Annotated in this window: 29 protein-coding genes; 17 read left to right on the forward strand and 12 right to left on the reverse strand. The window is 61.5% G+C overall.

All coding sequences use genetic code 11. The features are described 5' to 3' along the window. Positions 1 to 85 precede the first annotated feature (85 nt). Positions 86 to 1,108, forward strand: coding sequence for a methionine synthase (locus AB8B20_RS08820; RefSeq protein WP_439072296.1), 1,023 nt, complete (start codon positions 86 to 88; stop codon positions 1,106 to 1,108). Between the two features lie 150 nt (positions 1,109 to 1,258). On the opposite strand, the gene AB8B20_RS08825 is transcribed toward AB8B20_RS08820, so the two are convergent. The 3 genes from AB8B20_RS08825 to AB8B20_RS08835 all read right to left on the reverse strand — a co-directional run bounded on the left by AB8B20_RS08825 (position 1,259) and on the right by AB8B20_RS08835 (position 3,232). Beyond that, the gene (locus AB8B20_RS08825) at positions 1,259 to 1,876 is read right to left on the reverse strand and encodes a hypothetical protein (RefSeq protein ID WP_439072297.1); all 618 of its coding nucleotides are present in this window, start codon (positions 1,874 to 1,876) and stop codon (positions 1,259 to 1,261) included. Between the two features lie 23 nt (positions 1,877 to 1,899). Beyond that, on the reverse strand, positions 1,900 to 2,424 hold the full coding sequence (gene gpt, locus AB8B20_RS08830) for a xanthine phosphoribosyltransferase (RefSeq protein ID WP_068736116.1): 525 nt from the start codon (positions 2,422 to 2,424) through the stop codon (positions 1,900 to 1,902). Between the two features lie 73 nt (positions 2,425 to 2,497). Continuing rightward, a complete protein-coding gene (locus tag AB8B20_RS08835; RefSeq protein WP_439072298.1) occupies positions 2,498 to 3,232 on the reverse strand; it encodes a competence/damage-inducible protein A in 735 nt (244 codons plus the stop codon). Between the two features lie 221 nt (positions 3,233 to 3,453). Between AB8B20_RS08835 and AB8B20_RS08840 the strand changes: the two genes are divergently transcribed. The 7 genes from AB8B20_RS08840 to AB8B20_RS08870 all read left to right on the forward strand — a co-directional run bounded on the left by AB8B20_RS08840 (position 3,454) and on the right by AB8B20_RS08870 (position 10,229). Next, on the forward strand, positions 3,454 to 4,872 hold the full coding sequence (locus tag AB8B20_RS08840) for a circularly permuted type 2 ATP-grasp protein (RefSeq protein WP_093756415.1): 1,419 nt from the start codon (positions 3,454 to 3,456) through the stop codon (positions 4,870 to 4,872). A 62-nt stretch (positions 4,873 to 4,934) separates the two neighbouring features. Beyond that, on the forward strand, positions 4,935 to 5,879 hold the full coding sequence (locus tag AB8B20_RS08845) for an alpha-E domain-containing protein (RefSeq protein WP_068736110.1): 945 nt from the start codon (positions 4,935 to 4,937) through the stop codon (positions 5,877 to 5,879). Between the two features lie 40 nt (positions 5,880 to 5,919). Further along, positions 5,920 to 6,762 (forward strand): transglutaminase family protein, encoded by an 843-nt coding sequence (locus tag AB8B20_RS08850; protein WP_093756416.1) that lies wholly within the window; start codon positions 5,920 to 5,922, stop codon positions 6,760 to 6,762. Between the two features lie 78 nt (positions 6,763 to 6,840). After that, positions 6,841 to 7,587 carry a proteasome-type protease gene (locus AB8B20_RS08855; protein WP_093756417.1) on the forward strand — a complete coding sequence of 249 codons (747 nt, stop codon included), beginning with the start codon at positions 6,841 to 6,843 and terminating at the stop codon, positions 7,585 to 7,587. Continuing rightward, positions 7,584 to 8,117, forward strand: a complete 534-nt coding sequence (locus tag AB8B20_RS08860; protein WP_439072299.1) for a GNAT family N-acetyltransferase — start codon at positions 7,584 to 7,586, stop codon at positions 8,115 to 8,117. The genes AB8B20_RS08855 and AB8B20_RS08860 overlap by 4 nt, the downstream gene beginning before the upstream one ends. A gap of 22 nt (positions 8,118 to 8,139) precedes the next feature. Then, the gene (locus tag AB8B20_RS08865; RefSeq protein ID WP_092146865.1) at positions 8,140 to 8,898 is read left to right on the forward strand and encodes an SDR family oxidoreductase; all 759 of its coding nucleotides are present in this window, start codon (positions 8,140 to 8,142) and stop codon (positions 8,896 to 8,898) included. Between the two features lie 80 nt (positions 8,899 to 8,978). Continuing rightward, a complete protein-coding gene (locus AB8B20_RS08870; RefSeq protein ID WP_439072300.1) occupies positions 8,979 to 10,229 on the forward strand; it encodes a NupC/NupG family nucleoside CNT transporter in 1,251 nt (416 codons plus the stop codon). Between the two features lie 19 nt (positions 10,230 to 10,248). Here AB8B20_RS08870 and AB8B20_RS08875 read toward each other — a convergent pair whose 3' ends face one another. From AB8B20_RS08875 to AB8B20_RS08885, 3 genes are all read right to left on the reverse strand, one after another. Next, positions 10,249 to 11,310 carry a dipeptidase gene (locus tag AB8B20_RS08875; RefSeq protein WP_439072301.1) on the reverse strand — a complete coding sequence of 354 codons (1,062 nt, stop codon included), beginning with the start codon at positions 11,308 to 11,310 and terminating at the stop codon, positions 10,249 to 10,251. 101 nt (positions 11,311 to 11,411) lie between these two features. Further along, positions 11,412 to 11,960, reverse strand: coding sequence for a cupin domain-containing protein (locus AB8B20_RS08880; RefSeq protein ID WP_231080088.1), 549 nt, complete (start codon positions 11,958 to 11,960; stop codon positions 11,412 to 11,414). Positions 11,961 to 12,067: 107 nt separating this feature from the next. Then, a complete protein-coding gene (locus tag AB8B20_RS08885; protein WP_089265658.1) occupies positions 12,068 to 12,352 on the reverse strand; it encodes an usg protein in 285 nt (94 codons plus the stop codon). Between the two features lie 419 nt (positions 12,353 to 12,771). Between AB8B20_RS08885 and AB8B20_RS08890 the strand changes: the two genes are divergently transcribed. The 3 genes from AB8B20_RS08890 to AB8B20_RS08900 all read left to right on the forward strand — a co-directional run bounded on the left by AB8B20_RS08890 (position 12,772) and on the right by AB8B20_RS08900 (position 15,417). Continuing rightward, on the forward strand, positions 12,772 to 13,089 hold the full coding sequence (locus AB8B20_RS08890; protein ID WP_089264960.1) for a co-chaperone GroES: 318 nt from the start codon (positions 12,772 to 12,774) through the stop codon (positions 13,087 to 13,089). A gap of 40 nt (positions 13,090 to 13,129) precedes the next feature. Beyond that, positions 13,130 to 14,773, forward strand: a complete 1,644-nt coding sequence (gene groL / locus AB8B20_RS08895) for a chaperonin GroEL (protein WP_093756421.1) — start codon at positions 13,130 to 13,132, stop codon at positions 14,771 to 14,773. 152 nt (positions 14,774 to 14,925) lie between these two features. Next, on the forward strand, positions 14,926 to 15,417 hold the full coding sequence (locus AB8B20_RS08900; RefSeq protein WP_439064334.1) for a hypothetical protein: 492 nt from the start codon (positions 14,926 to 14,928) through the stop codon (positions 15,415 to 15,417). Between the two features lie 291 nt (positions 15,418 to 15,708). Here the strand turns inward: AB8B20_RS08900 and AB8B20_RS08905 are convergent, their stop codons facing one another. After that, the gene (locus AB8B20_RS08905) at positions 15,709 to 16,044 is read right to left on the reverse strand and encodes an ArsR/SmtB family transcription factor (RefSeq protein ID WP_089264963.1); all 336 of its coding nucleotides are present in this window, start codon (positions 16,042 to 16,044) and stop codon (positions 15,709 to 15,711) included. 83 nt (positions 16,045 to 16,127) lie between these two features. On the opposite strand from AB8B20_RS08905, the gene AB8B20_RS08910 reads away from it, so the two are divergent. Next, complete coding sequence (locus AB8B20_RS08910; protein WP_439072302.1) at positions 16,128 to 16,880, forward strand: SDR family NAD(P)-dependent oxidoreductase; 753 nt, start codon at positions 16,128 to 16,130, stop codon at positions 16,878 to 16,880. A 96-nt stretch (positions 16,881 to 16,976) separates the two neighbouring features. Here the strand turns inward: AB8B20_RS08910 and AB8B20_RS08915 are convergent, their stop codons facing one another. Continuing rightward, positions 16,977 to 17,327, reverse strand: a complete 351-nt coding sequence (locus AB8B20_RS08915; protein WP_093756425.1) for a hypothetical protein — start codon at positions 17,325 to 17,327, stop codon at positions 16,977 to 16,979. A gap of 127 nt (positions 17,328 to 17,454) precedes the next feature. Continuing rightward, positions 17,455 to 18,282 (reverse strand): transglutaminase domain-containing protein, encoded by an 828-nt coding sequence (locus AB8B20_RS08920; RefSeq protein WP_120292670.1) that lies wholly within the window; start codon positions 18,280 to 18,282, stop codon positions 17,455 to 17,457. A 277-nt stretch (positions 18,283 to 18,559) separates the two neighbouring features. Between AB8B20_RS08920 and AB8B20_RS08925 the strand changes: the two genes are divergently transcribed. The 4 genes from AB8B20_RS08925 to AB8B20_RS08940 all read left to right on the forward strand — a co-directional run bounded on the left by AB8B20_RS08925 (position 18,560) and on the right by AB8B20_RS08940 (position 20,633). Next, entirely contained in the window at positions 18,560 to 18,823 is a 264-nt protein-coding gene (locus AB8B20_RS08925; protein ID WP_439072303.1) for a hypothetical protein, read from the forward strand. Then, positions 18,820 to 19,116 (forward strand): hypothetical protein, encoded by a 297-nt coding sequence (locus AB8B20_RS08930; RefSeq protein WP_068736086.1) that lies wholly within the window; start codon positions 18,820 to 18,822, stop codon positions 19,114 to 19,116. Before AB8B20_RS08925 ends, AB8B20_RS08930 begins: the two co-directional genes overlap by 4 nt. Positions 19,117 to 19,373: 257 nt before the next feature. Next, positions 19,374 to 19,649 (forward strand): DUF1488 domain-containing protein, encoded by a 276-nt coding sequence (locus tag AB8B20_RS08935; RefSeq protein WP_089264967.1) that lies wholly within the window; start codon positions 19,374 to 19,376, stop codon positions 19,647 to 19,649. 69 nt (positions 19,650 to 19,718) lie between these two features. Continuing rightward, positions 19,719 to 20,633: a tetratricopeptide repeat protein gene (locus AB8B20_RS08940; RefSeq protein WP_439072304.1), complete on the forward strand. Its 915-nt coding sequence runs from the start codon at positions 19,719 to 19,721 to the stop codon at positions 20,631 to 20,633. A gap of 47 nt (positions 20,634 to 20,680) precedes the next feature. On the opposite strand, the gene AB8B20_RS08945 is transcribed toward AB8B20_RS08940, so the two are convergent. Then, positions 20,681 to 21,817, reverse strand: a complete 1,137-nt coding sequence (locus AB8B20_RS08945) for a tlde1 domain-containing protein (RefSeq protein ID WP_439072305.1) — start codon at positions 21,815 to 21,817, stop codon at positions 20,681 to 20,683. A gap of 478 nt (positions 21,818 to 22,295) precedes the next feature. After that, positions 22,296 to 22,997 carry a DUF899 family protein gene (locus AB8B20_RS08950; RefSeq protein WP_439072306.1) on the reverse strand — a complete coding sequence of 234 codons (702 nt, stop codon included), beginning with the start codon at positions 22,995 to 22,997 and terminating at the stop codon, positions 22,296 to 22,298. Positions 22,998 to 23,163: 166 nt separating this feature from the next. On the opposite strand from AB8B20_RS08950, the gene AB8B20_RS08955 reads away from it, so the two are divergent. Beyond that, a complete protein-coding gene (locus tag AB8B20_RS08955; RefSeq protein ID WP_231081097.1) occupies positions 23,164 to 23,685 on the forward strand; it encodes a DUF6886 family protein in 522 nt (173 codons plus the stop codon). A gap of 167 nt (positions 23,686 to 23,852) precedes the next feature. Here the strand turns inward: AB8B20_RS08955 and AB8B20_RS08960 are convergent, their stop codons facing one another. Next, on the reverse strand, positions 23,853 to 26,402 hold the full coding sequence (locus AB8B20_RS08960; protein WP_439072307.1) for a diguanylate cyclase: 2,550 nt from the start codon (positions 26,400 to 26,402) through the stop codon (positions 23,853 to 23,855). Positions 26,403 to 26,420 lie beyond the last annotated feature (18 nt).

Below are 26,420 nucleotides of genomic sequence, written 5' to 3' on the forward strand. Positions count from 1 at the left end.
TTTTGGGTGCGCCAATCCCATATACGGAGGGTCAGGAACGTGGCAGATAGGCCTCCGCAAAACACAATTTCCGGGGAGCGAACAAATGCTGTTTCCAACCACCATCGCCGGCTCACTGCCGAAGCCCGAATGGCTCGCAGAGCCGAACAAGCTGTGGCCGACCTGGCGCTCGTCCGGCGACGAACTGGTACGCGCCAAGCGCGACGCGACACTGCTGGCGGTGAAAGTGCAGGAAGATGCCGGCGTCGACATCGTCACCGAAGGCGAACAGGCGCGGCAGCATTTCGTCCATGGCTTTCTGGAAAAGGTCGACGGCATCGACTTCGCCCACAAGGTCGAGATGGGCATCCGCAAGGATCGCTACAAAGCCATGGTGCCGCAAGTGACCGCGCCGCTGCAGCTCAAGGGCCGCGTTCACGCCTTCGAGGCGCAGGCTGCCCGCGCGCACACAAAGAACAAGTTCAAGTTCACGCTGCCCGGCCCGATGACCATTATCGACACCCTGTCGGACAGCTATTACGGCGACCGCGTCAAGATGGCCTTTGCTTTCGCCGAACTGCTGAACCAGGAAGCGCTCGCGCTGCAGGCCGACGGCGTCGACATGATCCAGTTCGACGAGCCGGCCTTCAACGTCTTCATGGACGAAGCCGCCGACTGGGGCGTCAAGACGCTCGAGCGTGCCGCGCAGGGCCTCACTTGCGCGACAGCCGTTCACATCTGCTACGGCTACGGCATCAAGGCCAATACCGACTGGAAAGAAACGCTCGGCAATGAGTGGCGGCAATATGAGCAGATCTTCCCCGCCATCGATGCCAGCCCGATCCAGCAGGTCGCCATCGAATGCCGCAACTCGCGCGTGCCGCTGGAATTGCTGGGACTGCTAAAAAACAAGATCGTCCAGGCCGGCGTGATCGATGTCGCGAGTGACACTGTCGAGACGCCGGAGGATGTTGTCGCCACCATCGAGGCCGTGATGAAGCACGTGCCGAAGGACAAGATCGTGCCGACGACCAATTGCGGCATGGCGCCGATGCAGCGCGATATCGCGGAAGCGAAGCTGCGGGCGCTGGGTGCGGGTGCGAAGCTCGCAAGGCAAAAGCTGGGGTAAGGTACTTCGCCGCCCACACTGTCATTCCGGGGCGCGCACATCTTTGCGCGCGAACCCGGAATCCCGAGCGGCTCTATCATGCCGAGCTTCCGGGTCTGCACTTCAGCCGGCTACGCCGACTTACGTGCATCCCGGAATGACGAGCTTTAATTACAGACCAGCACTCACATGCAGCACCGGACGATAGCCGGCGCGAAATGCATTCAGCGTCGAAGGTGGCGTCAGGAAATGCGCGTCGACGAGCTCGCCATCCGCCGCGCTATAGCCGGCGAACGACCATCGCAACGCCCGCCCCTGCGCGATCAGATAGCTCTCACCACCCGCCTGCACCATCGCTCCGTCCGGCAGTGCGGCAATCGTCCCATCCAGCGGATGCAATCGCTTCTTCCTGTTATCCAGCCGCTCACGATGCAGCACTCCATCGATCTCCGTCGCCCGCACACGCGTGACGCCGTTGCCCTCCTCCCACGCCGCGCGAAAGCGGTTGGCATCGTCGCGGCGGCAATAGAAGCACGGGCGGTGACCGGCGGCGAAGGATGTGGCCTCGTCGAGGAAGAACAGCTCGGTCCAGCTACGTGTCGCCATGACATCGCGGCGACGCCCGCGAAACTCGCAGACGCAAGTGATCCAGGCCGGATTCGACCAGCGCCTGTTCAGGAGCGTTTTAGTCGAAGGATCATGGATGATGCCACGATTGCCGGTGAACGTCCCGCGCTCCGGTGTCGCGACGATGTCGCCTGTCGGCGTGACACGATTTTGCAGCGGCAATCGCGTCTCCTCGCAACGAGCGCCTAGCCTGCGCCTTCGCGCATCGGCGGCTGGAACGACAGACCGAGATCCCACGGAAAGAAGATCCAAGTGTCCTGCGACACTTCGGTGATGTACGTATCCACCAGCGGCCGGCCCATGGGCTTGGCATAGACAGTCGCAAAGTGCGCTTTCGGCAGCATGTCGCGAACGATACGCGCCGTCTTGCCGGTATCGACGAGGTCGTCGATGATCAGGAGGCCCTTGCCGTCGCCGCCACCGAGTTTCAACGCATCCGCCGACAGCCCCTTCAGTACCTGCAACTCGCCGCGCTTGTTGTGCTCATAGCTGGCGATGCACACCGTATCGATGACGCGGACGCCGAGTTCGCGCGCCACGATCGCTGCCGGCACAAGCCCGCCGCGGGTAATGGCGATGATCGCGTGAAATGGACCGGCGCTGTTCAGCCGCCAGGTCAGCGCGCGGCAGTCGCGATGGAATTGATCCCAGGACACCGGGAATGCCTTCCCGGCGCGCTCCTCAGCACTCAATTCCGGATGATCGGCCATGTTCGTCTCCTCACATCGGTCGCCCTCAGGCGGCCGGACTTATGTTGATCCACTCGTTAGTTCACTCTTGATTTCACTTGGGCGCGTTGATTGTCGCCAACATCGCCTTGACGGCCTCCATTGCCGCATTGAGCTTATCCTGATCGCGCGAACGCACCACCAAATTGGTGTTCGGCTTGCCCTGTTCGTCCATGAACGGATAGCTGCCGATGATCGTATCCGGATGCGCCTTCGCGATATCGCGCAGCGGACCACCGACGTCCCCCTCCCGCGCATTGGCCTTCACCGTATCGGATAGCATCCGCAAACCAGATTTCAGCTTCGGCGACACGATGTCCATCATTGCCTGCATGATCGTTGGCACGCCGGCCATCACGATCACATTGTCGATCTTGAAGCCGGGCGCCAGAATGGTCGCGCTTTGGATCAGGTCGGCGCCGTCAGGGATGCGGGCCATCCGCAGCCGAGCTTCGTTCAGGTCGGCGCCGAAGCGCTCCTGGAAACGCGCGACCACCTCGGGATGATGATCAATCTTGACGCCGAACGCCTTGGCGACCGCATCCGCGGTGATGTCATCGTGGGTGGGGCCGATGCCGCCAGTGGTAAAAACGTAGGTGTAGCGTTTACGCAGCGCATCGAGCGCAGCGATGATGTCCGGCTCATCGTCGGACACGACGCGGACTTCCTTGAGATCGATGCCGATATTGGTGAGGTACTCGGCAATGAATCCGATGTTCTTGTCCTTGGTCCGACCTGACAGAATCTCGTCGCCGATCACCAGGACGCCCGCGGTCACAATCTCGGTCATTTGTCGTTCCTCACCATTCCCGGGACCATGCGCAGGCAAAGTCCTGATGTCACGGGGTTTTGCTGCCGAAACGAGCAGCGTCCAGCCGTTTTTTCAGGCAGCTTTACACGCATCTCATACGAATTGCTCTTGTTGAATGCATATCGTGCTGGCCCGCCCCTTGCTACCATCCCTTTCAGTCGTGCAATCTCCGTACGGCCTCGAAACAACAGTCAGGGTACATGGCAGTCGCGTTCGACGAAATGAACGGGCCCCAAGGCGAACTCCGCCCGGCCTATGAAGAACTCTCCCGCTGGCTCAAGGAGACGCCTCCGGACGCTTTGGAACATCGCCGCCAGGAAGCGGAGCTGCTGTTCCGCCGGATCGGCATCACCTTCGCGGTCTACGGCGACTCCGAATCCACCGAACGGCTGATCCCCTTTGACGTCATTCCGCGGATCATTTCCGGCAAGGAATGGACCCTGCTGGAAAAGGGCCTGAAGCAGCGCACCCGCGCCATTAACATGTTCCTGAAGGACATCTATCACGGCCGCGAAATTCTCCGCGCCGGCCTGATCCCCGATGACCTGATCTTCCAGAACCCGGTGTTCCGTCCGGAGATGAACGGTCAGGACGTCCCGCACGACGTCTATGTCCACATCGCCGGCATCGATATCGTCCGCACCAATCCGGATGAATTCTTCGTTCTCGAGGACAATGCCCGCACGCCTTCCGGTGTCTCCTACATGCTGGAGAACCGCGAGATCATGATGCGGCTTTTCCCCGACCTGTTCGCGCGACATCGCGTCGCGCCGGTCGAGAAATATCCAGACGAGCTGCTGTCCTGCCTGCGCTCCGTCGCACCGCGCTCGGCCTCGACGGAACCGACCGTCGCACTGATGACACCCGGCGTCTACAACTCGGCCTATTACGAACACTCGTTCCTGGCCGACAAGCTCGGCGTCGAACTGGTCGAGGGCCGCGACCTCATCGTCAAGAACGATGAAGTCTTCATGCGCACCACCGAAGGCCTCAAACGCGTCGACGTGATCTATCGCCGCGTCGATGACGATTTCCTCGATCCCCTTACCTTCCGCCCGGATTCAGCACTCGGCGTCCCCGGCCTGATGTCCGCCTATATGGCCGGCAACGTCACGCTGGCCAATGCGGTCGGCACCGGCATCGCCGATGACAAGGCGATCTACAGCTACATGCCGGAAGTGGTGAAGTTCTATCTCGGCGAAGAGCCGATCCTGAAGAATGTGCCGACCTGGCGCTGTCGCGAAGCGGGCGATCTCGCTTATGTGCTCGATCACTTAAGCGAACTCGTCGTCAAGGAAGTCCACGGCTCCGGCGGTTACGGCATGCTGATCGGGCCTGCCGCCACCAAGGCCACCATCGAAGCGTTCCGCGACAAGCTGAAGCGCGAGCCGGAAGGCTTCATTGCGCAGCCGACGCTGGCGCTGTCGACCTGCCCGACCTGCACGGAGTCAGGCCTCGCGCCGCGGCATGTCGATCTTCGCCCCTTCGTGCTCACCGGCAGCAAGAACGTCTCCATCGTGGCAGGCGGCCTGACCCGCGTGGCGCTAAAGGAAGGCTCGCTGGTGGTGAATTCCAGCCAGGGCGGCGGCACCAAGGACACGTGGATACTGGACGAATAACTCTCGATATAGGCAACCGGACTTCGACCGACGACCCATTTTTCAAAGAGTAACATCCCCGCATGCTGTCGCGCACCGCCGAGAACCTTTACTGGCTAGCCCGCTATGTCGAACGCGCCGAATATCTCGCGCGCACGATCGAGGCGACACTGCGCGTCACCGCGCTGCCGAATACCTATATCGGCCAGACCAACGAATGGGATTCGGCGCTACTGACCGCAGGCGTCAGCGCAGCCTTCTACGAGATCTACGAGGAAGCCAACGAGACCAATGTCGTCGAATATCTCTCGTTCTCGACGGCCAATCCCTCCTCGATCCGCAACTGCATCGAGGCCGCGCGGCTGAATTCGCGCTCGGTCCGCACCGCACTCACCGGCGAGATGTGGGACACGATCAACAGCGCGTGGCTGGAATTGCAATCCGCCTGGAGCGGCGGTGCCAAGACACGCGAGCAGCTGGCGAATTTCTTGCGCTTTGTGCAGGAAACATCGCTGCGCTTCGACGGGTCAGCCTACCGCACCATGCTGCGCAACGACGCCTACTGGTTCTCGCGGCTCGGCCTGCATCTGGAACGCGCCGACAACACCGCGCGCATTCTCGATGTGAAATATCATCTGCTGCTGCCCGAGGACGAACATGTCGGCGGCCCGCTCGACTACTATCAGTGGACTTCGATCCTACGCTCGGTCTCCGCGCTGACAGCCTATCACTGGGTCTATCGCGAGACGCTGAAGCCCTGGCTGATAGCCGACCTGTTGATCCTCAACGACACGCTGCCGCGCTCGCTGGCGAGCTGCTACGGCAATCTGGTGCGCAACCTCGACCAGATCGGCGTGTCCTATGGCCGTCAGGGCGCCGCGCAGCGCCACGCTCGCGGCGTCCGAAACCGGCTCGAACACAGCAACATGCAGGATATTTTCCAGCATGGGTTGCATGAATTCATCCAGGAATTCATTGCAGATAACAGCCGTCTGGGCGACATCATTGCCAAACAATACCTGATTTGAGCTAGCGTCCCGGCTCATCTGCAGATTCGGACACGTTGCCATGCGCCTGCGTATCGCCCATTCAACCACCTATCGCTACGAACCGCCGGCTTCGGGCGTGATCCAGATTTTGCGGATGACGCCGGGCAGCCATGACGGCCAGTATGTCGCCGAGTGGCAGATCGATGTCTCCACGGATTCGCGCCTGGATTTGCATGAGGACGCGTTCGGAAACGTCACCCATGTGCTGACCCATGGGCCCATCGCGGACCTCACGGTCACCGTCGAAGGCCTGATCGACACCCAGGATACCGGTGGCGTGCTCAAGGGCACCGACGAGCGCTTTCCGCCGAGCTTCTTCCTGCGTCAGACCGATCTCACCGACCTCAGCGCAGCGATGCAGACCTTTGCCAAGGATCTGTCACCAAGCGCGGAGACCGACGTACTTGGCTTCCTGCACGCGTTGATGATGGCCATCAACGAGCACATGACCTTCGACGTCGATCCAACCAGCACCGGTACTTCGGCGAGCGAGGCCTTCATCGGCAAGCGTGGCGTCTGCCAGGATTACGCGCATATCTTCATCGCCTGTGCCCGCTCGGCCGGCGTCCCTGCCCGCTTCGTCTCCGGCCATTTCTGGCGTGCCGACGGCGAGACCAACCAGCAGGCCGGCCATGCCTGGGCTGAGGCCTATGTGCCGGATCTCGGCTGGGTCGGCTTCGACCCTGCCAATGCCATCTGCACCACCGACGCCCATGCCCGCGTTGCCATCGGCCTGGATTACCTCGGCGCAGCCCCCGTCCGCGGCACCCGCTATGGCGGCGGCACGGAAACTCTGACCGTCGCCGTCAAGGTCGATCAGGCCAATGGCCGCGGCCAGTCCCAATCGCAGAGCCAGTCCTGAACAACCTCAAACTGGTTTTCCGAGGTTGCCGGGTCGATACCCACCGCGTAAGACGCTTCCCTGACCAAGGGACCGACGATGACCTATTGCTGCGGAATTCTCGTCAAGGACGGCCTGGTGATGATCGCGGACACGCGCACCAATGCCGGGCTCGACAACATCTCGACCTTCCGCAAGCTGCACATCTTCAACCAGCCCGGCGACCGCATCATGGCGGTGGCCTCCGCGGGCAATCTGGCCATCAGCCAGTCGGTGCTCTCCACCCTGAGCGAGGGGCTGGAGAACCCGACCACCGGTGAGCTGGAGACCCTGCTGAACGCACCTACGATGTTTCAGGCTGCGCAGCGCATCGGCCGCGCCATCCGGCACGTCAACGCCACCGAGGGCAAGGCGCTGGAGGCCGAGGATATCAATTTCGACGTCTCGTTCCTGTTCGGCGGCCAGATCAAGGGCGCCAAGATGCGGCTGTTCATGATCTACCCGGCCGGCAATTTCATCGAATGCACGGTGGACACGCCCTATCTGCAGATCGGAGAGCACAAATACGGCAAGCCGGTGCTCGACCGCGCAATGCATTACGACGTCGAATTGTACGAGGCGCTCAAGACCGGCCTGATCTCGATGGACTCGACCATGCGCTCGAATATCGGCGTCGGCCTGCCGATCGATGTGCTGGTGGTGCGCACCGATGTCTGCGACGCCGATCTCAATCACCGTATTGAAGCCGGCGAGCCCTATTTTCACGACCTGCGCTCGCGCTGGTCGGCAGCACTGCGCGCGGCACATCAAAACATTCCGCGCCCACCCTACAAGAAAGACAATTGAGCGCGGCCGCGATGACCGCAGGCCCGATGAAATGGCGCATCATGACGGAGGCAGACCTGCCGTCCGCCCTCGCCATCGCGGATGCCGTTCATCCCGATTTTCCCGAAGATGAGGTCGTGTTCGCGAACCGCCTGGCGCTCGATCCAAACGGTTGCGCCGTGCTCGAGGCCCAGGACGGGATCAAGGGTTATCTCGTCAGCCATCCCTGGCAATTCAGGGAGCCTCCGTCACTGAACAGCCTGCTGACAATGCCCGCTGCGCCGTCGACCTTCTACATTCACGATCTCGCATTGCTGCCCGAAACCCGCAGATCCGGCGCGGCAACTGTGGCCGTCGATATGATGGCGGCACGCGCCAGGCTGATGCAACTGCCCAACATGACGCTTGTTGCCGTCAACAATTCAGTTCATTTTTGGCAGCGACACGATTTCACGATCATGCGCGATTCCGAATTGGATCAGAAACTGCAAAGCTACGGCGACAACGCACGTTTCATGGTCCGGGACCTCACTCAAAAAGACCTCTCGTAAAAAGAAAACAGGGACGAAACAGATGACCAACAAGATCGCACTCGTGACCGGAGCTGGCACTGGAGTCGGCCGTGCCGCATCGCTCGCGTTGATGAATGCCGGTTTCACCGTCGTGCTCGCCGGTCGCCGGCTCGAACTGCTGCAAGAGACCCAAAAGCTCGGCGCGGCCAATGGCGGCAAGAGCCTCCCCGTGAGCGCCGACATGGCAGACCCGGCCTCGATCGCCGCGCTGTTCGCCAGGATCATGCAGGAATTCGGCCGGCTCGACGTGCTGTTCAACAATGCCGGCATGGGCGCGCCCGCGATTCCGTTCGAAGACCTCGGCCTCGAACAGTGGCAGGCCGTGGTGAACACCAATCTCACCGCGCCGTTCCTGTGCACGCAGCACGCCTTCCGCATCATGAAGGATCAGACCCCCCGCGGCGGCCGCATCATCAATAACGGCTCGATCTCGGCGCATGCGCCGCGCCCGTTCTCCGCCGCCTATACCTCGACCAAACACGCCATCACCGGCTTGACGAAGGCCAGCAATCTCGACGGCCGCGCCTATGACATCGCCGTCGGCCAGGTCGATATCGGCAATGCCGCCACCCCCATGACCGACCGCATGGTCAACGGCCCCGGCGTGCTGCAACCCGACGGCACCTCGAAGCAGGAGCCGCGCATGGACGCCAAAGCCGTCGGCGACGCTGTCGCCTATATGGCTGGCCTGCCGCTCGACGCCAATGTGCTGACCATGACGGTCATGGCGACGAAGATGCCGTTCGTCGGACGGGGATAAAACGTAACCCGCCTCAGCGGCATTGCGATTGCATGGCATGGGAAGCCGCGGCATCATCGCGCCGCGGTTTCGGGGGATTTATGCTTCAGCTACAATCGGCGTTCGGCGTCATCGCGCTTCTGGGGATCGCCTGGGCGCTCGGTGAAAACCGCAGCAGGGTGTCGCTGAGACAGGCCGCGATCGGTCTCGCATTGACGATCGTCGCTGCCGTGATCCTGCTGAAGCTTCCCGTCGTGACGCGCGCCTTCAGCAGCATCAACGATGCTGTCAGCACCATCGCCGCAGCGTCCCGCGCCGGCACCTCCTTCGTATTCGGTTATCTCGGCGGCGGCGCATTGCCGTTCGATCTCAAGAATCCCGGCGCGGATTTCGTGCTCGCACTGCAGGCACTCCCCGTGGTGCTGGTCATCAGCGTGCTGACCAGCCTGCTCTTCTACTGGCGTATCCTGCCGCCGATCGTACGCGGCATGGCGTGGCTGCTTGAACGCACGCTCGGCATCGGCGGCGCTGTCGGACTGTCAACAGCCGCGAACATCTTTCTGGGCATGGTCGAGGCCCCGTTGTTTATTCGCCCTTACCTCGCGCAGCTCACGCGCAGCGAACTGTTTCTGGTGATGACGGGCGGCATGGCGGGGATCGCCGGTACCGTGCTGGTGCTCTATGCCACTTTCATGGCGCCGCTGATCCCCGATGCATCGGCGCATTTCGTGATTGCTTCTGTGCTCTCGGCGCCAGCTGCGATCCTTGTCAGCCTGATCATGGTGCCTGAGACGGAGGATCGTCGCACAGGTGGATTGCTCGCCAATCCGGACGCATCGGCCACGAGCACGATAGATGCGATCGTCAAGGGCACGAGTGCAGGCATCGAACTGCTCGTCAACATCATCGCCCTGCTGCTGGTCTTCGTGGCGCTGATGTATCTCATGAACGCGATCCTCATGATGATGCCCACCGTGGGAGGCAACACGCTGTCCGTGCAGCGCCTACTGTGTTACGTGATGGCACCGGTGTGCTGGCTGATGGGCCTGCCGTGGGACCAGGCGCTGACCGCGGGCTCGCTGATGGGCGTCAAGACGATCCTCAACGAGTTGATCGCCTATGTTCAACTGGCGAAGCTCGGTCCCGATGCGCTGGATGCGCGCTCGCGCCTCATCATGCTTTATGCGCTGTGCGGATTTGCAAATTTTGCCAGCCTCGGAATTATGATCGGAGGCCTGGGCACCATGGCGCCGGAACGTCGTAACGAAATCAACGCGCTCGGCGTGAAGTCGATCGTCTCGGGGACGCTGACGACCTGCCTGATGGGCGCGATCGTCGGCATGCTCACCTGAGACACGCCGCCAGCGCCGGTCAGCCGATCGTCCGCTGCAGCAGATCGAGCCAGTTGCCCGCGCCGAGCTTGCCGAGCAGCGTCTCGGAATAGCCCTTGGCGCGCAAGGCCACGAACAGCACCTGCAGGCCCGCGGCGGAGTCGATGGCCTCGGGCACCACCGCGCCGTCGAAATCCGATCCCAGCCCGACGTGATCCTCGCCCAGCTTCTCCAGCAGATAGTCGATCTGCTGCACCATCAGCTCGATGCCGGTGTCGGGCCGCATGCTGCCGTCGGGGCGCAGGAAGCAGGTCGCGAAATTCAGGCCGACCATGCCGCCGGTGTCGCGGATCGCGGCGAGCTGCTTGTCGGTGAGATTGCGCGGCGACGGGCACAGCGCATGGGCATTGGAATGGGTCGCCACCAGCGGCGCCTTCGACAGCCGCGCCACATCCCAAAAACCCTTCTCGGTGATGTGCGACAGGTCGACCAAAATCTTCAGGTCATTGCAGGCGCCGATCAACCGCTCGCCGGCCGCGGTGAGACCGTCGCCGAGATCGGGCCCGGACGGGAAGTGAAACGGCACGCCATGGCCGAAGATGTTGGTCCGGCTCCACACCGGCCCGATCGACCGCAACCCCGCCGCATAGAGAACGTCGAGGAATCTGAGCTCGGCGTCGACGGCCTCCGCGCCTTCCAGATGGACCACCACGGCGAGCGCCTTGCGCTCAATAGCGGACCGGATTTCGGCGGTGGTGGTGCAGATCGCCACCGCGCCTGCGGAAGCGCGTTGGAGCTGCAGCAGGATAGCCAGTTCGGCGACGACGGAATTGCGCGCCTCGTCCATCGTCAGCGGCTCGGGGAGCGGCACGGCGTAGCGTCCGCCCGTCATCTGCGCCATGAATCCCGATGACGCCTGAGCCGCCGGCGAATACAGCGCAAACAGCCCGCCGACGAACGCGCCGGCCTTCGCTTTCGGCAGGTCGATGTGACCGGCGGCTTCCCCGGTCAGGAAGTCGGATACCGGATCGTGCGATTGCGATTTGTACAGCCGCAGCAGCACATCGTTGTGACCGTCGAAAACCGGAACGGATGCAGTCATGAGATACTCGTTGAGGGCCAGGGCAGCGACGGGCTCAGCATAGCTGATTCAACGCCACTGCGACGCGCGAACAAGGCACGCGTCGCATTTCCGCACGCGAACTACCGGACTTCCACCGTCTTGAACTCCGCCGGAAGGATCACTTCCAGCAATTCGCAATTGTCGGAGTAATCACGGATCAGATGCCTGATGCGTGGCGGCTGGGTCCAGCATGACCCCTGACGCATGGTCATCTCGCCCTCGCCTTCCATATAGGCCTTCACCCAGCCGTTCAGCACATAGACCAGCTGAAACTCGGCATCGTGATAGTGAAGCTTGGAGACCTCTTTCGGATCGCAAGGTCCGATCAGCCGGATGACATGCGCGTGCGCCAAACCGCCGGTCGCAGCGGCGACGCCGAGATCGCGATACTTCGCGTAGGCACGCAGGCCGTCGCCGAGAAATGCTTCTTCCTGATAGTGGCTGATCGCGACGCGCTGCTTGCGGCGCGGGCCGGGTTTCGCCGCGGCCTTGGCGACCGCTTTTGTACTCGCCTTGGCCGGCTTGCCAACAGCGAGCTTTTTTGCTGCTTTCGCTACCACCTGTGTCGCAGGCTTCTTCGTCACAGCCGTTTTCGCCGCGCTCTTTGACGTTCGCTTCAGCTTCGCCATGTCGTGTTTCCCACCCGGCGCAATGCCTAACAAACGGCCAGCGCGTCCGGGAACCTAGCTGTAGTTCAGCACAGCGGCAATTCATCCGGCGCGTTGAGAGGCGCGGACTAGTGCAACCGGAAGACGCCATCCACGGCACGAAGCTCGGCCGGCTTGATCAGTTTCGAATGCGCGACGGTGACCGCAAAGAGCGGGCCATCGAGCTTCTCCTGCCAGAAATCCAGAAAATCCTTCAGCGCGGGAAACTTCGGAAACAGATCGTAGTTCTGCCAGACATAGGTCTGCAGCAGCGATGGATGGTCCGGCATGCGGTAGAGAATCTGCGCCGTCGTCAGTCCGTAGCCAAGCACCTGCTTCCTGAAATCGTCAGAAACTGCATTTCTCGAGACCATGTTCAACCTCCATGGACAGAGCGCATTCGGCTAAGTGGATTCCGGTTTGGCGTCGAACTTCGCTCTGCTCTCCTGTGACCGTGCTGACTGCAGCGAACCGGCTTCCACTTCGCCCATGACAACACGATGCATGAAATGTGACGCAAGCAACGTCTTCATCACAAGCTTAAAAGTTTAATAATGTATTGAAAGCCGAGTGTTAGCAGCCACTTACCGTGGATGCTAACGGATTCGAGAGCCGGTATCGGAGGGTCTTAACCAATTCTGGCACCCGTCATATTTGAGTGCCAAAATATTTGATACAGACCCTTGCCGGTGAGGAACGTTCGGCCTATGTCCGGACCAGCTGCGCTGGCACTTGTTGGCTCAGACTGCCAATTTAAATTTCTCAAGCATCTACAGAAACTTAGGAGGACTGCATGAAATTCCGTCCGCTTCACGATCGCGTTGTGGTCAAGCGTATCGACGCCGAAGAGAAGTCCGCTGGCGGCATCATCATTCCGGATAGCGCCAAAGAGAAGCCCTCCCAGGGCGAGATCGTCTCCGTCGGCCCGGGCGGCCGCGACGAAGCCGGCAAGCTGATCCCGATCGATCTGAAGGTCGGCGAGCGCGTGCTGTTCGGCAAGTGGTCGGGCACCGAGGTCAAGATCGATGGTCAGGACCTGCTGATCATGAAGGAAAGCGACATCATGGGCGTCCTCGAAGGTGCCGCTCCCGCCAAGAAGAAGGCCGCTTAAGCGCCTTTCCCACCCATCCTGATTTTCAAGGAAGCAAAACATGTCAGCTAAAGAAGTGAAATTCGGCGTTGATGCCCGCGACAAGATGCTGCGCGGCGTCGACATTCTCGCCAACGCCGTGAAGGTGACGCTCGGTCCGAAGGGCCGCAACGTCGTCATCGACAAGTCGTTCGGCGCGCCCCGCATCACCAAGGACGGCGTCACCGTCGCCAAGGAAATCGAGCTCGACGACAAGTTCGAGAACATGGGCGCCCAGATGGTGCGCGAAGTGGCCTCGAAGTCGGCCGACGCAGCCGGCGACGGCACCACCACCGCCACCGTGCTCGCTCAGGCGATCGTCCGTGAAGGCGCCAAGTCGGTTGCTGCCGGCATGAACCCGATGGATCTGAAGCGCGGCATCGACCTGGCTGTGGAAGCCGTGGTTGCTGACCTCGTCAAGAACTCCAAGAAGGTCACCTCGAACGACGAAATCGCCCAGGTCGGCACCATCTCGGCCAACGGCGACGCGGAAATCGGCAAGTTCCTCGCCGACGCCATGAAGAAGGTCGGCAACGAGGGCGTCATCACGGTTGAAGAAGCCAAGTCGCTCGAAACCGAACTCGACGTCGTCGAAGGCATGCAGTTCGACCGCGGCTACATCTCGCCCTACTTCGTCACCAACGCCGACAAGATGCGCGTTGAATTCGACGACGCCTACATCCTGATCAACGAGAAGAAGCTCTCCTCGCTGAACGAGATGCTGCCGCTGCTCGAAGCCGTCGTGCAGACCGGCAAGCCGCTCGTCATCGTCGCGGAAGACGTCGAAGGCGAAGCTCTCGCCACCCTCGTCGTCAACCGCCTGCGTGGCGGCCTCAAGGTTGCTGCCGTCAAGGCACCGGGCTTCGGCGATCGCCGCAAGGCCATGCTGCAGGACATCGCGATCCTGACCGGCGGCCAGGCGATCTCGGAAGATCTCGGCATCAAGCTCGAGAACGTGACGCTCGCCATGCTCGGTCGCGCCAAGAAGGTGATGATCGACAAGGAAAACTCCACCATCGTCAACGGCGCCGGCAAGAAGGCCGACATCGAAGCACGCGTGGCGCAGATCAAGGCGCAGATCGAAGAGACCACTTCGGACTACGACCGTGAGAAGCTGCAGGAGCGTCTCGCCAAGCTGGCTGGCGGCGTTGCCGTCATCCGCGTCGGCGGCGCGACCGAAGTCGAAGTGAAGGAGCGCAAGGATCGCGTTGATGACGCGATGCATGCGACCCGCGCTGCGGTTGAAGAAGGCATCGTCCCCGGCGGCGGCGTCGCTCTGCTCCGCGCTTCGGAACAGCTGAAGAAGATCAAGACCGCAAACGACGACCAGAAGACCGGCGTCGAGATCGTCCGCAAGGCCCTGTCGGCTCCGGCTCGCCAGATCGCCATCAACGCAGGCGAAGACGGTTCGGTCATCGTCGGCAAGGTCCTCGAGACCGCGACCTACAGCTACGGCTTCGACTCGCAGACTGGCACCTACGGCGACATGCTCAAGAAGGGCATCATCGATCCGACCAAGGTTGTCCGTGCAGCGATCCAGAACGCAGCTTCGGTTGCCGGCCTGCTGATCACCACGGAAGCCATGGTTGCCGAGCTGCCCAAGAAGGGCGGCGCAGGCGCAGGCGGCATGCCTCCGGGCGGCGGCATGGGCGGCATGGACTTCTAAGTCCAACGCTTCAAGCAACTATCAGAATGCAGAACCCCGGCAGCGATGCCGGGGTTTTTGTTTAGGGCTGGTCATCGCAGACAATCGCGGAAGCCATTGCGGGTTGCGTGGCTACGGATCGTCTACTTGGTGGAAGCATCAGGGAAATAATCATGCGCATACTCATCGCTCTTTCTTTCATCGGCCTCAGCACCGCCGCGCATTCAGCTGCACGCAGCGTCTTTGAGAGTGCCAAGCACGTGTATGCGGTGATGGATTTGCGACAGAATCTTTTGAGTGAATGCGCAAAACAGGATCCGGCGAACACGGGCAAATACAACGCCGAGACTACCCGCTACCGACAGCAGACCAAGGTGCTGAGCGAAAAGGTGCGACAGCTTATCGTCGCCGAAGTGCCATCGACTCCGCCGGAGCAGAGCATAGGGGTCATCGCAAAATGGTCGGAAAGTGAATCGCGGCGCAATCTGAATTTTCAGCTTCAGCCGCAGCACCGTGCGCAATTCATGCAGAAGTGCAGCTACATCATCGATCCCGATAACCGCCCGCGATCCAACGCCGCCAAGGCGCAGCACAACCAGATCATGGGTCTTCCCGAGGATGAATGGCCAGCCGATGTCCGCGTGATTAACGCATGGAAGCCATAGCGACCGCATCCCTTGGGCAACGCTTGCTGTGTGTTCTGTGCAGACGACAAAAGTCGTAGCACCAATCACCGATTTCTCATCGCAGCGCTATGTGTCCCGCCGCACTGTCATATGCCGTGGACCTGTCTGCACCATGCGCACGGTTGTCCGTCACGGGCCAATGGGCCGCTGCGTCGTGACCAAGACGCGGGTCTACCGTTAAGACGCGATCTCCGTCCGCAGTCTGAGGACTTCAGCTCGATCATGGCATTCAAAGCCTGGCAGTGATGCCGGGCATTTTTGTTGGCTGCGTCAGGCAACTGCCGCCGCGGACGGCTCGACGGAGCACGCCAGGATCGCCATCAACAGCCCGGGAAACCGCGCTTCGATATCGGCCGCCCGCACTGCGTTTTGATGCTCGACGCCCTTTTTGCTGGTCTGGATCAGGCCGGCCTCGCGCAACACGCGAAAATGGTTCGACAAAGTGGACTTGGCGATGGTCGGACATGGCGACGCCGCCGTGCAGGACAGGCAACCGCTCTCCTGCAGCAAGCCCCGGACGATCTGCAGCCGAATGGGATCAGCCAGCGCCGAGAGCACGCCGGCCAGCGTGATGTCCTTGGTCGCGGGGTGAACGAACTGAACCATAAAAAAGATATAGGCGCCCCCTTGCGCTGGTTCAATAGTCCCATACTTCCGAACTATTGAAGCATCCAAGAGGGATCACGACCATGACCAAGACATTCGAAGGCAAAGTTGCGCTGGTGACCGGCGGCTCAAAGGGCATCGGCGCTGAAATCGCTATTCAGCTCGCCGCCGGGGGCGCCGCCGTCGCCGTCAATTACGCATCCAGCAAGAAGGGCGCCGACGAGGTCGTCGCGAAGATCACTGCCAAGGGCGGCAAGGCCATCGCGGTGCACGGTAATCTCGCCGAGCCGGACGGCGCCAAATCGGTGGTGGCCGAGACCGTCAAGGCGTTCGGATCGATCGACGTTCTCGTCAACAATGCGGGCGTCTATGAATTCGCCCCTCTCGACAGCATTACGCCGGAGCACTTCCACAAACATTTCGATCTGAACGTGCTCGGGCTGCTGCTCGTCTCGCAGGAAGCGGCCAGACACTTCAACGCCACCGGCGGCAGCATCGTCAACATCTCATCGGGCGTCTCGACCATCACCCCACCGGGCTCGGCGGTCTACACCGCGACCAAGGCCTCGGTCGATGCGATCACGTCGGTACTGGCGAAGGAACTTGCGCCGCGCAAGATCCGCGTCAACGCCGTCAATCCTGGCATGATCGCAACCGAGGGCGTGGTGTCAGCCGGATTCCATGAAGGCGACATGCGCAAGTGGATCGAATCCGCCACGCCGATGGGCCGCATCGGCAAGGTCGAGGAAATAGCTTCCGTCGTCGCATTCCTCGCTTCTGATGCTGCATCTTACGTGACGGGCGAAACACTGCACGCCACCGGCGGCTTCAGGTAGCCCACGCGCTCTGCTCAACAGTCTATCCGACATAGCCAAGGGCGGTGCAATCAGCACCGCCCTTGCTTGTTATCGCGAGGCCAGTCTCGCCTTGCCTCAATCATCATCACCGCCGGCCGGCATCTGCGGCATAGACGGTGTCTGCATGCGATCCGCCGCTGATGGCTTCATGCGTTCGCGTGACGAAGCTTGCCCACGCATCATCTGAGCCTGATCGTGCTCGATCTGCGGAAAGAACACATCATAGCAGGCGCGGCTCAATCGCGGTCCTGCGCTGCGCAAGCAACTTTCTACCCGCCCCTCATCCGGCATTGCCGATGTACAGAGGCGAAACGCATCGGGCGTGCAGGCTTCGCGCTGTGCCTCCGTGCCGCTGCCCAAAGCCGCGACGCTGGAACCCGCAATCAATGCCACGGCGGTCGTCAGGCTTGTCAGAGTGTTTGCCATCGGTCCTGTCCTTACGAAGTTATGACAGGTGAAATTCTCAGTGGCGCGCCCGGTTCCTTCCTAGCCGCTCACATGCTGCTGAAAATGCAGGCTTAAGCGAGTGTAACGACAGAGCCCACAAAGCGAGTCAGTTGACCGCCTGCGTGCTTTCGTCGATCTCGTCGGTCCACACCTTGAAACTCACCAGCGTGTTCGGCCCAAAAGTTTGCGTGATCGGCACATCCGCGGCATCGCGGCCCTGCGCGATCAACACGCGTCCGATGCGCGGGATATTGTTGCGGGCATCAAACGTATACCAGCGGCCGCCGATATAGGCTTCGAACCAGCCGGCGAAATCGCCGTCGGCCCATGGCTTCGGCATACCGATGTCACCGAGATAGCCGGTGCAGTAGCGCGCTGGAATATTCATGCAGCGGCAGAAGGTGATGGCCAGATGTGCATAGTCGCGGCAAACGCCCTTCCCCTCGTTGTAAGCGTCCCAGGCGGTCTTGGTCGCGCGTGCGTGCTCGTAACCGAACTGGATATGGTTATGCACGAAATCGCAGATTGCCTGCACGCGTGCCCAGCCAGGCACAGTCTTCTCGAACAACTGCCAGGCGACGTCCGACAGCCGATCCGTCTCGCAGTAACGGCTACCGAGCAGATAGACGATCGTCTCGGCCGGCAGATCCTCTACCGCGTGCTGGATGGCTGACGGCACGATAATGTCCGGCTTGCCGCTATCGTTGACGATCCCGTCGGCTTTGAACGTGATGCGGCCCGTCGGCGCGACGATGCGGCTGCACCAGTTGCCGAAGCCATCGCGATACGGCGTGATCGGAACTGAGGGATTTATCGTGAGATAGTCCGGCACCACCACGTCGGAGGCACGCGTGAAGTGCATGCCCATCACGATCATGACAGGCGTCGGCTGCGGGAAATCATAGATCATCTCGTAGCCAACACGGATCTTCATGCAAAACACCTCATCCCGGCAAATCGTTGATTTCAAAAGCGAGACATCGCAAGCGTTGCACGTTGTGCGACGATCTTGCGAGAAAAACCCAGCGCAAGCGTCGGCCAGAATGTCATCGATGTCAGATACATCCTCGAAATGGCGACAAAACGTCCAATAACAAGACAATCATAGCGAAATTCGACGAAACACCGGATCGCTCAAAGAAATCGATGGCTAATGTCTGTGAATAGGCGCACGCTGAACAGATGCCGGATCTCAGCAGCGACATGCGCGCGTGACCACGAGATCGCGCCGTGAGACCGTTACTTTCAAGCACCCTTTCCAGTTGAAGGGCCTTGGTCGTTTGATCCCGGCAGGGTCGTATGACGTCATCACCGATGAGGAGATGATCGAGGGACTGTCCTTCGCCAGCTATCGGCGCACGGCGACCATGATGATCGTGCCCGGTGCTCCGCCCCATACGAGTTCCATGGAGATGATCTGCATTGGGTCGCTGGAGCTGGCAGATGTGCAGCGCATCGATGCGAGCGCACCATGACCGACACTCCCGTCGAGCTGGATAGCCGCCGCGGCATGGCGGCACAGAAAGCCACCGATATCCGGCGCAGTCTCGCCGAAGTCGAATCCAATGCCGCAGCACTGCGTGAGCGGCAGCTGGCACTCGAAGAGCAGTTACTGACCACGCCGGCCACCACATGGCCTGAGGCTGCAGCGAAGGCGCGCTACGTCCTCAATCTCTACGGCGCATCGCTCAGCGCACAGGATACCCAGCACCGCGATCTGATCGCGATCGTGCTGGACGACTTCACGCGACTTGCCGCCAACGACTGATCCCATCATTACGCCGGTCGCAGCGATCCCGCAGCAGCCAGCGCTCAACCGAAAGCATCCTCATGCAGAACCTCTTGCACCGTCACGTTCAAGTCGCAGAATCTCTCCGCCTCGGCGTCGAGTCCGGCTGGTACAGCACCAAGATCAGCGGAACCTTTGTTACGGGCCCACATCCCACCGAGGCCGAATGCTTGCACAAGATCGCTGAACTCAACCCTGTCGTGCCGAAGCGCAAGGCCTAACGCGGGAAGACGACGATGGCGCTTACACACGGTGTTTTCCAGAGCTTCGAATATAATCGCATGGTCGTCCTGTTCTCGATGATGAATGACGCGACCGAAGTCACCTGCGCGATCAGCACCAGTGCGATGGACGAGCTTGAAAAGGCGAAACGCACCAAGCCCGAACAACGCGAGGAGCAATTCGTCCGGCTGCGCGATCGCATCGAGGCCTGCGCAGCGCGCAAATTCGCGAACGCCGAATTTGAGGGCAAGCCGCCCGGTATCGTGCTGCGCAGCATCGATTTCCGGTAGCCTCTCCCACCATTGAACCCTTCCTCCTCGCGGTGTGACCAACGCCTGTCACACGCGAGAGGTCGAGCCATGCGCCACTTTCCAAGCCTGAACCGTTGCGCCATCCGCGTCCTGTTCGCTGCCATGCTGGCGAGCGCAGCGATGCCGATCGCGCAAGCTGCCGCCGACGATGCACAGCAATGTACCGATGCCTCCGGCGTCCTGACGATCGCGGCCTGCGACCGCGCCATCGCGTCGGGCAATTACAGCGGCCGCCAGCTTGCTGAGCTGCATTTCAACCGCGCCTTCGAATATCACGAGCGGCACGAGAGCGGCCCTGCCATGGCCGCTTTCGATGAAGCCATCCGCCTGAACCCGGACTATGCCCGCGCCTATTTCATGCGCGGCAATCTCTGGCTCGCCCGCGGCGACAACGACCGCGCCATCAGCGACTTCAGCGTGGCGCTCGGTCTCGATCCCAACAATACCGATGCCTATGTCAATCGCGGTGTCGCCTGGTACGCCAAGGACGATAACGACCGCGCTATTGCCGACTACGACATGGCGATCCGTCTCAATCCGCAGGAAGGCGGCGCCTACAGCAATCGCGGCGGCGCCTGGCTTGTGAAGGGCGATCATACGCGCGCCATCGCCGATTTCGGCGAAGCAATCCGGATCAATCCGAACGACCCCTGCCCGGTGTTCAACCGCGGCTTCGCCTTCAGCCTGAAGGGGGACAACGATCATGCCATCGCCGACTACAACGAGGCGATCCGCATCGCACCGACCTATGTGGCGGCGCTGACCAATCGTGGCAGCGTGTGGTCCGACAAGGGCGACAACGACCGCGCCATGGCCGATTTCAATGCGGCGCTGCGCATCAATCCGAAATACGCCAAGGCGCTCTATCTGCGCGGCATGACACGGCTTGAAATGGGCGACATTACGGGCGGCGCAGCAGATGTCGCCAGCGCACGGAAGATCGATCCGAAGGTCGGCTCATAGTCACTTAACGCGCATCGCCTTCATGAGCGGCACGTCAGTCATATCGATCAGTCGAGTTTGGCAACCACGATGAGGCGCTTCACTTCGCCGTTGCGATAGGCCTGCAGAAACTTGTTGTAGTCCCGGAACGAGACGCAGCCATTGGAATCGCCATTAGGACCGAGCATGTAGGTATGCGCGAGCAGACCCGTGCGGCCATGGATCGCGCCCTCGCCGCCGACCGGCGTCAGGCGCAGCGCGGCCACACCGTGGAACAGAGCCTCGCGCGGCTTCAGGTCATAGATGTGCGGCGGCGTCACGCCGCGCATCTTCTCATGGGCATAAGCGGGATTGTCGAGACGGCTGCCGAGGCCGGAATGCGCTTCCAGCTTGGTGCCGTCGGGCATGTACACTTTACGCGCGGAGATGTCGTAAACCGCGGTGGTGCGATCGCTCAGGGTGGGTTCGTTGCTGGCCGCCGCATCGGTGCCGTTGCTCAGCACGCCACCGTCGGAGCCTGCATAAGCGAGCACGGGGCCCGACTGCGGAGCGTTGCCGCCGAACAGTTTTTCAAAGACGTTGAAATTGCCGGACTTGGGCTGTGCGGCCAGCGCCAGCCGTGCCTTCTGCACCAGTGAGTCGTGGCCATAGGCACCGCCCCTGGCGGCGCTGGCCTGTGCGACCGGCTGCGACGGCGCTTGTGTTGCCTGCTGCGGCGCGGACGGCGTACGGGCATCGGAGGGCCGTGCGGCCGGCATCGGAATGCTGTCGACGAGCTGGCGCACCGTCGGTGCCGGCTGCATCAGTGCGACTTCCTGCGGCTTCGCGGCTGGTGCAGGGATCACGGCTTCAGAAGCCGCGTTGCGCTTGACGAAGCGCTCGGGCGCGGCGCCCATCGAATAGGTCGGGTCGAACCAGGCGACCTGACGCTTCGGCTCGGTCTGCGCGGCAGCGAGCGGCGCATTAACGGCCGGCTCGAAACGCTCTGAGAAGGAAGTACGGTGTTCGGTGCGCGAGAAACGGCTGTCGAAGCGCTCAGCGAAGGACGACTGGCCAATGCCTGCATCATTGCCGAGATTGGCGGAGACCATCGCAGGCTGCACGCCGTTCTGGAAAAGCTTGCCGGCGAGCATCCATCCACCGGTCAATGCGACGGCGGCAAGAGCAGCGCCGGTGACGAACATGCGTGAACTGGATTTCGACACTTGATGCTGGCCTCGGCGTGAGGGTGCAGAATGGTTCAACGCACGTTTACTGCTGCTCATACGCCTGACGTCCAACACACGTTTACTAAGCTCCCTGCCCGTTGTGCCTGACGAGACACACAGGTCTCGAAAAGCACCGCGCAGGGACGCGAAACGCCATTAAGGCGAGTTTTAGTTAAATGCGAATTAATTGGAGGTCCCCCACCGATTGCCTACCTAAAGGCCTGCCAATCATGGCCTTTTTGAGTAACCGACAGGACGAATTCGGGGAACCTGCGAGAGCTTTCTGAGGCTCTCGCAGGCCGGTCTCAGGCGCGCTGGGGTTTTGGGTCACGCCCGGCCCGAACTATTGGCGCGCTGTGATTAGGCCATTGGCCTAGTGCGAGGCTGGTGCGCGGGGAACCACATTTCCTTTTGCGGTATTTAGGTAATCACAACGATCAATTTGTACCGGCTAAGGCGTCAAATGATCACGACCTCAGTAGTTCAGCTTCGGATACCAGTCGGTGCCCCGCCCTTCCGGCGTAACGTCCAGAATCGTCCAGAGCGGCATCAGATCCGGCGCCCCGCGCGGGTCCTGGCCGGGATCGGCCGTAGATCCATCCATCTCGCCGCTCCAGAAATGGCGAATCTTGTCACTGCGGCGGGTGAAGACATTGAAGGCAGCGTCGTCGCCACCGTCCTTGGTCAGCCCGTGATAGTCACGGCTGAACGCACCGGACGTGTCCGAAAACAGCGGCAGGTAATGCCAGCCACGCTGCTTCTTAAAGGCGACCAGCCGCTCGATCGGCGAGCGCGCCACAACGGCCAGCGCCACGCGCTGAGTAATGTCAGGCACCTCGCCGTCCCAGGCCGACAGCAACGATGTACACATCGGGCACGGCTTCTCGCGCTGCGGCCCGTACATGTAGGAATAGACGACGAGCGTCTGCTTGTCGCCGAACAGGCCCGCGAAACTCACGGGGCCCTTCTCGCCGATGAAGTCGTAGTCCCTGATCACCACGCCGCCATCTGGCAGCGCACGACGCAGCTCCGCGACACGTTCGATCTGACGCCGCAGTTCGATCTCCTCGACAAGCAACGCATTACGCGCATCGCGGTATTCATGGCTCTCATTGGGATAGCGAAAACTGGCCTTCTTCGCGAGTTCGGCCGCAGGCGTCAGGCTGGAACCGGTCATGACATGATCCTCCCTTGGTGAATTTCAACGTGTTCCGTCTGAAAGACGTTCCGGGAGCGGCCGATCCGACATGACGATCCACAAATTCATCACGCGCAGCTTCGTGAACGGCCAAACACGCATGACGGTCATTGACGCGCCGAGCATGGACGCACATGAGTGCGCCATGCGCCTGTTTCATTTCAGCGAAGAGAACAACATCGAAGTCTTCATGCCGCGGCAGGTGGAGGTTGCGACGCCTCGCGCCCAGGGACAGGAGTGGCTCAACGGCCCCTTGGTCTGGGCGATCGATGACTGGCATGCGCCGATGTATCTGTTCCCGCGCGACTGCCCGCGTATTTTTGTCTGGCCGACAGCGAGCACGACGCCGGAATACCTCACCGCCTACAAGAAGATGACCACCTGCCGCATGGTCGCGCATATAGAGCTTGCCTGGCTGGACCGGCTCTCCCACACCACCATCTATCGCTACGAGCTTTCGCCGGACGGGTTTGAATCGCTGGACGATGCGGGTATGTGGATTTCGCGCACGCCGTCCATGCCGCTGAACATGGAGCGGATCGACAACATCGAAAAGGCACTGGAAGCCGCCGGCGTCGAATTGCGCGTCCTGCCGTCCCTGAAGACGCTGGCGCCCTTGTGGGAGACATCGCTGCATGTCAGCGGCATTCGCCTCCGCAATGCATAGGACGGACCGATCGCGCTGCCTTAAACCGACAAAGCATGCCTGGATGTTCAAGGGCCGTAGGATCGTAGCATCCTCGCAACATTCATCGCTCGTTGTCACGATGTGTGAGGGGTATCGCTTCGGCGCGATGCGCCTACGTTCTACCCATCCTGTAATGACCCACGAGCTCAGGCCGCGGTGTCGGCCTTCGCACGGCGATGACTGATCACGACGCGGTTGCGGCCCTCGCGTTTGGCCTCATAAAGCGCGGCGTCGGCAGCCGCGAGTAGATCATCGCCCTTGGCGACGTGCACCGGCATCACTGCCAGACCGATCGACAGCGTGACGCCGTCGAGCATGGCCGATGGCAGCGTCACCTGCATGCGATGCACGGCATCGAGCACCTGCTGGGCCCGCTGCGCGGCAACCTCGACCGTGACGCCCGGCATCAGCATCAGGAACTCCTCGCCGCCGAACCGGCCGATGATATCCGAGGCGCGCGTCGTCTCGCGCAATATCCTGCCGAGGCCGCGCAGCACGGCATCACCGGCCTCATGGCCGTGGCTATCATTGATGCCCTTGAAGTGATCGATGTCGAGCATCGCCAGCGCGAGCGGCTTGCCGTCCTGCTGGCTACGCGTGGTCTCGCGCACCAGGGCATCTTCGAGGTAGCGGCGGTTGTGAAGATCCGTCAGCGGATCGCGCACCGCCTGCTGACGCAGCAACTCGCGGAGTTCGAGATTGGCCATCGCCAGCGACACTTGTTCGGCCAGCATCGTCGCCAATTGATCCGCTCCCTCACCGAACACAGAAGTATGCTCGCGATACAGCAGACCAAGCAGGTTGTTCTGCGCGATCAGCGGCTGACAAACGAACCCCGTACCGGTGACACCGCACGGACCGGCATGATTGCAGACCAGTCCCTGACTCGCCTCTGAAATCGGGAATGTCGTGCCACGACGCAGCGCCCAGCAGTCATCGATCGGAAACGACACCGCATCGGCCTGTAGTGCGCCCCAATGGGCGCCGCGCTGAACTGCGTTGCGTGCGTTATTCAGATAGTACAGCGCTCCTGCCTCTTCCGTGAACAGGTAGCCTGCATAGGTCTGAACCGCCGCGAAAATCTCTTCGCGCGACTGACACGACTGCAGCACGCCCGAGAGTTCAGTGAGCAGAACGATTTCCTTGGCGCGAATTTCCGACAGTTGCAGCGAGGTCGTCAGCCGTTCGTTGGCCTCCTCCATAGCGTGCGCATGCGCGCGCCGCTCCGCCTCGACAGCGAGCGCGTCGGTCTTGTCCTGGATCACCCAGAGAATATCGCCAGTCGCCAGCGGCTTGCCATAGGCGTCGACCAGCAGCGTGGAGCCATCGCTGCGGCGCAGATGCAGTTCGACTTCCGTCGCCATGGCGCTGTCACGAATGCGATCCAGCGCGGCATCGAACGCCTCCCCGTCCACCTTCGTCGCAACCAGCTCGTCGATCGTGTTGCCGGGAAGCGTAGCGGAGCTGCGACCGCAGAGTTCGGCGATCCGGCGATTGCCGCGCAGGATGCGATGGCCGGACGTAAACAGGATGCCTGCCAGCGGATTGTCGACCAGCGCGCGCTGCTCGGCATCGAGCGTGCTGAGATTGCCGGACAACCGGCGCGACCTCATCGTGATCGCGGCGAGCAGCATCATCAGGAGGCTGATGGCGCTGCCGCTAGCGAGAACGACGTTCGGCACTGTATGGCTGACCTCGTAGATCGAGCCGGGATTGGCGGTGAACAGGACGCGCCAGACGCGCTCGCCGACAACCAGCGAACGATCCGCCGAGATTCCCGCCGACATCACCATCTGCGTGACGAGACCGAGATTGGGCTCAAGACTGTCATACATGAGGGTCGGAGTGACGGTCGTATCTTCCGGCTCGCCAATCATGACGCCTTCCTGCGTCGGCTTGGCATAACCGCGATCAACCACCTGGATATGCATCTGCTGCAGCGTCCGCGGGTCGAGGATGCCGCGCATCAGGTCATTGGTGCGATAGACCGATGCAACGAAACCGTGGAGCGCTGCGTTTCGCTGCGAGACGGTCTGCGTGGGCTCGCCGGCCCGGTAGATCGGCGCGCGGATGATGAAACCGAGGCCACCCGAGGTGTCCTGCACCAGTTTAACCGGCGGCGTCGCGACAATCCGGCCGGTCTCCGCGGAACGCCGCAGCGAGTCCAGTTGCGCAGGATTGGCACCGGCATCGAAGCCCAGCGCGCTTTCGTTGCCACGCATAGGCTCGACGAATTCGACCACGTTGTAGATTGATCGTGGCCCCGGCGGGCGCACGGCGAAATCCGGCTGTCCGGAATGCTCGATGCTCTTGTCGGCACGAACTTCCGCAACGAAGGCATCGAGATGATCCGGCGTCACGTGACGCAGCGACTGCAAGGCCTGGAAGCCGGGATAGCGGCGGCCGAGATCGAGCACATCGATGTAGCGTCGGAACTGGGCGCGATCGACACGGCCGATCGAGGCGTACAATCCCTGCATGCTGACCAGTACTTCGGCGTGGGTGCGCAGCCGTTCGCTGATCGCATTGGAAATATCAACCGCGTCGACTGCGAAGCGACGCTGCATATCGGCCGCAATCAGACGCTGCGAGAATTCGCGAATGGCGAATGTCGCGGCAAGGCCGGCTCCGAGAATGGCTGCTGCAACGAAAGTCGTCCGCCGCGCCTGCGGCGCCAGCAAGTCACGCAATGCCATGTCGAGTTCCCTGAACTG

Origin of the sequence: Tardiphaga sp. 866_E4_N1_4 (genome assembly GCF_052076075.1) — a bacterium.
Taxonomy (GTDB): domain Bacteria; phylum Pseudomonadota; class Alphaproteobacteria; order Rhizobiales; family Xanthobacteraceae; genus Tardiphaga; species Tardiphaga robiniae.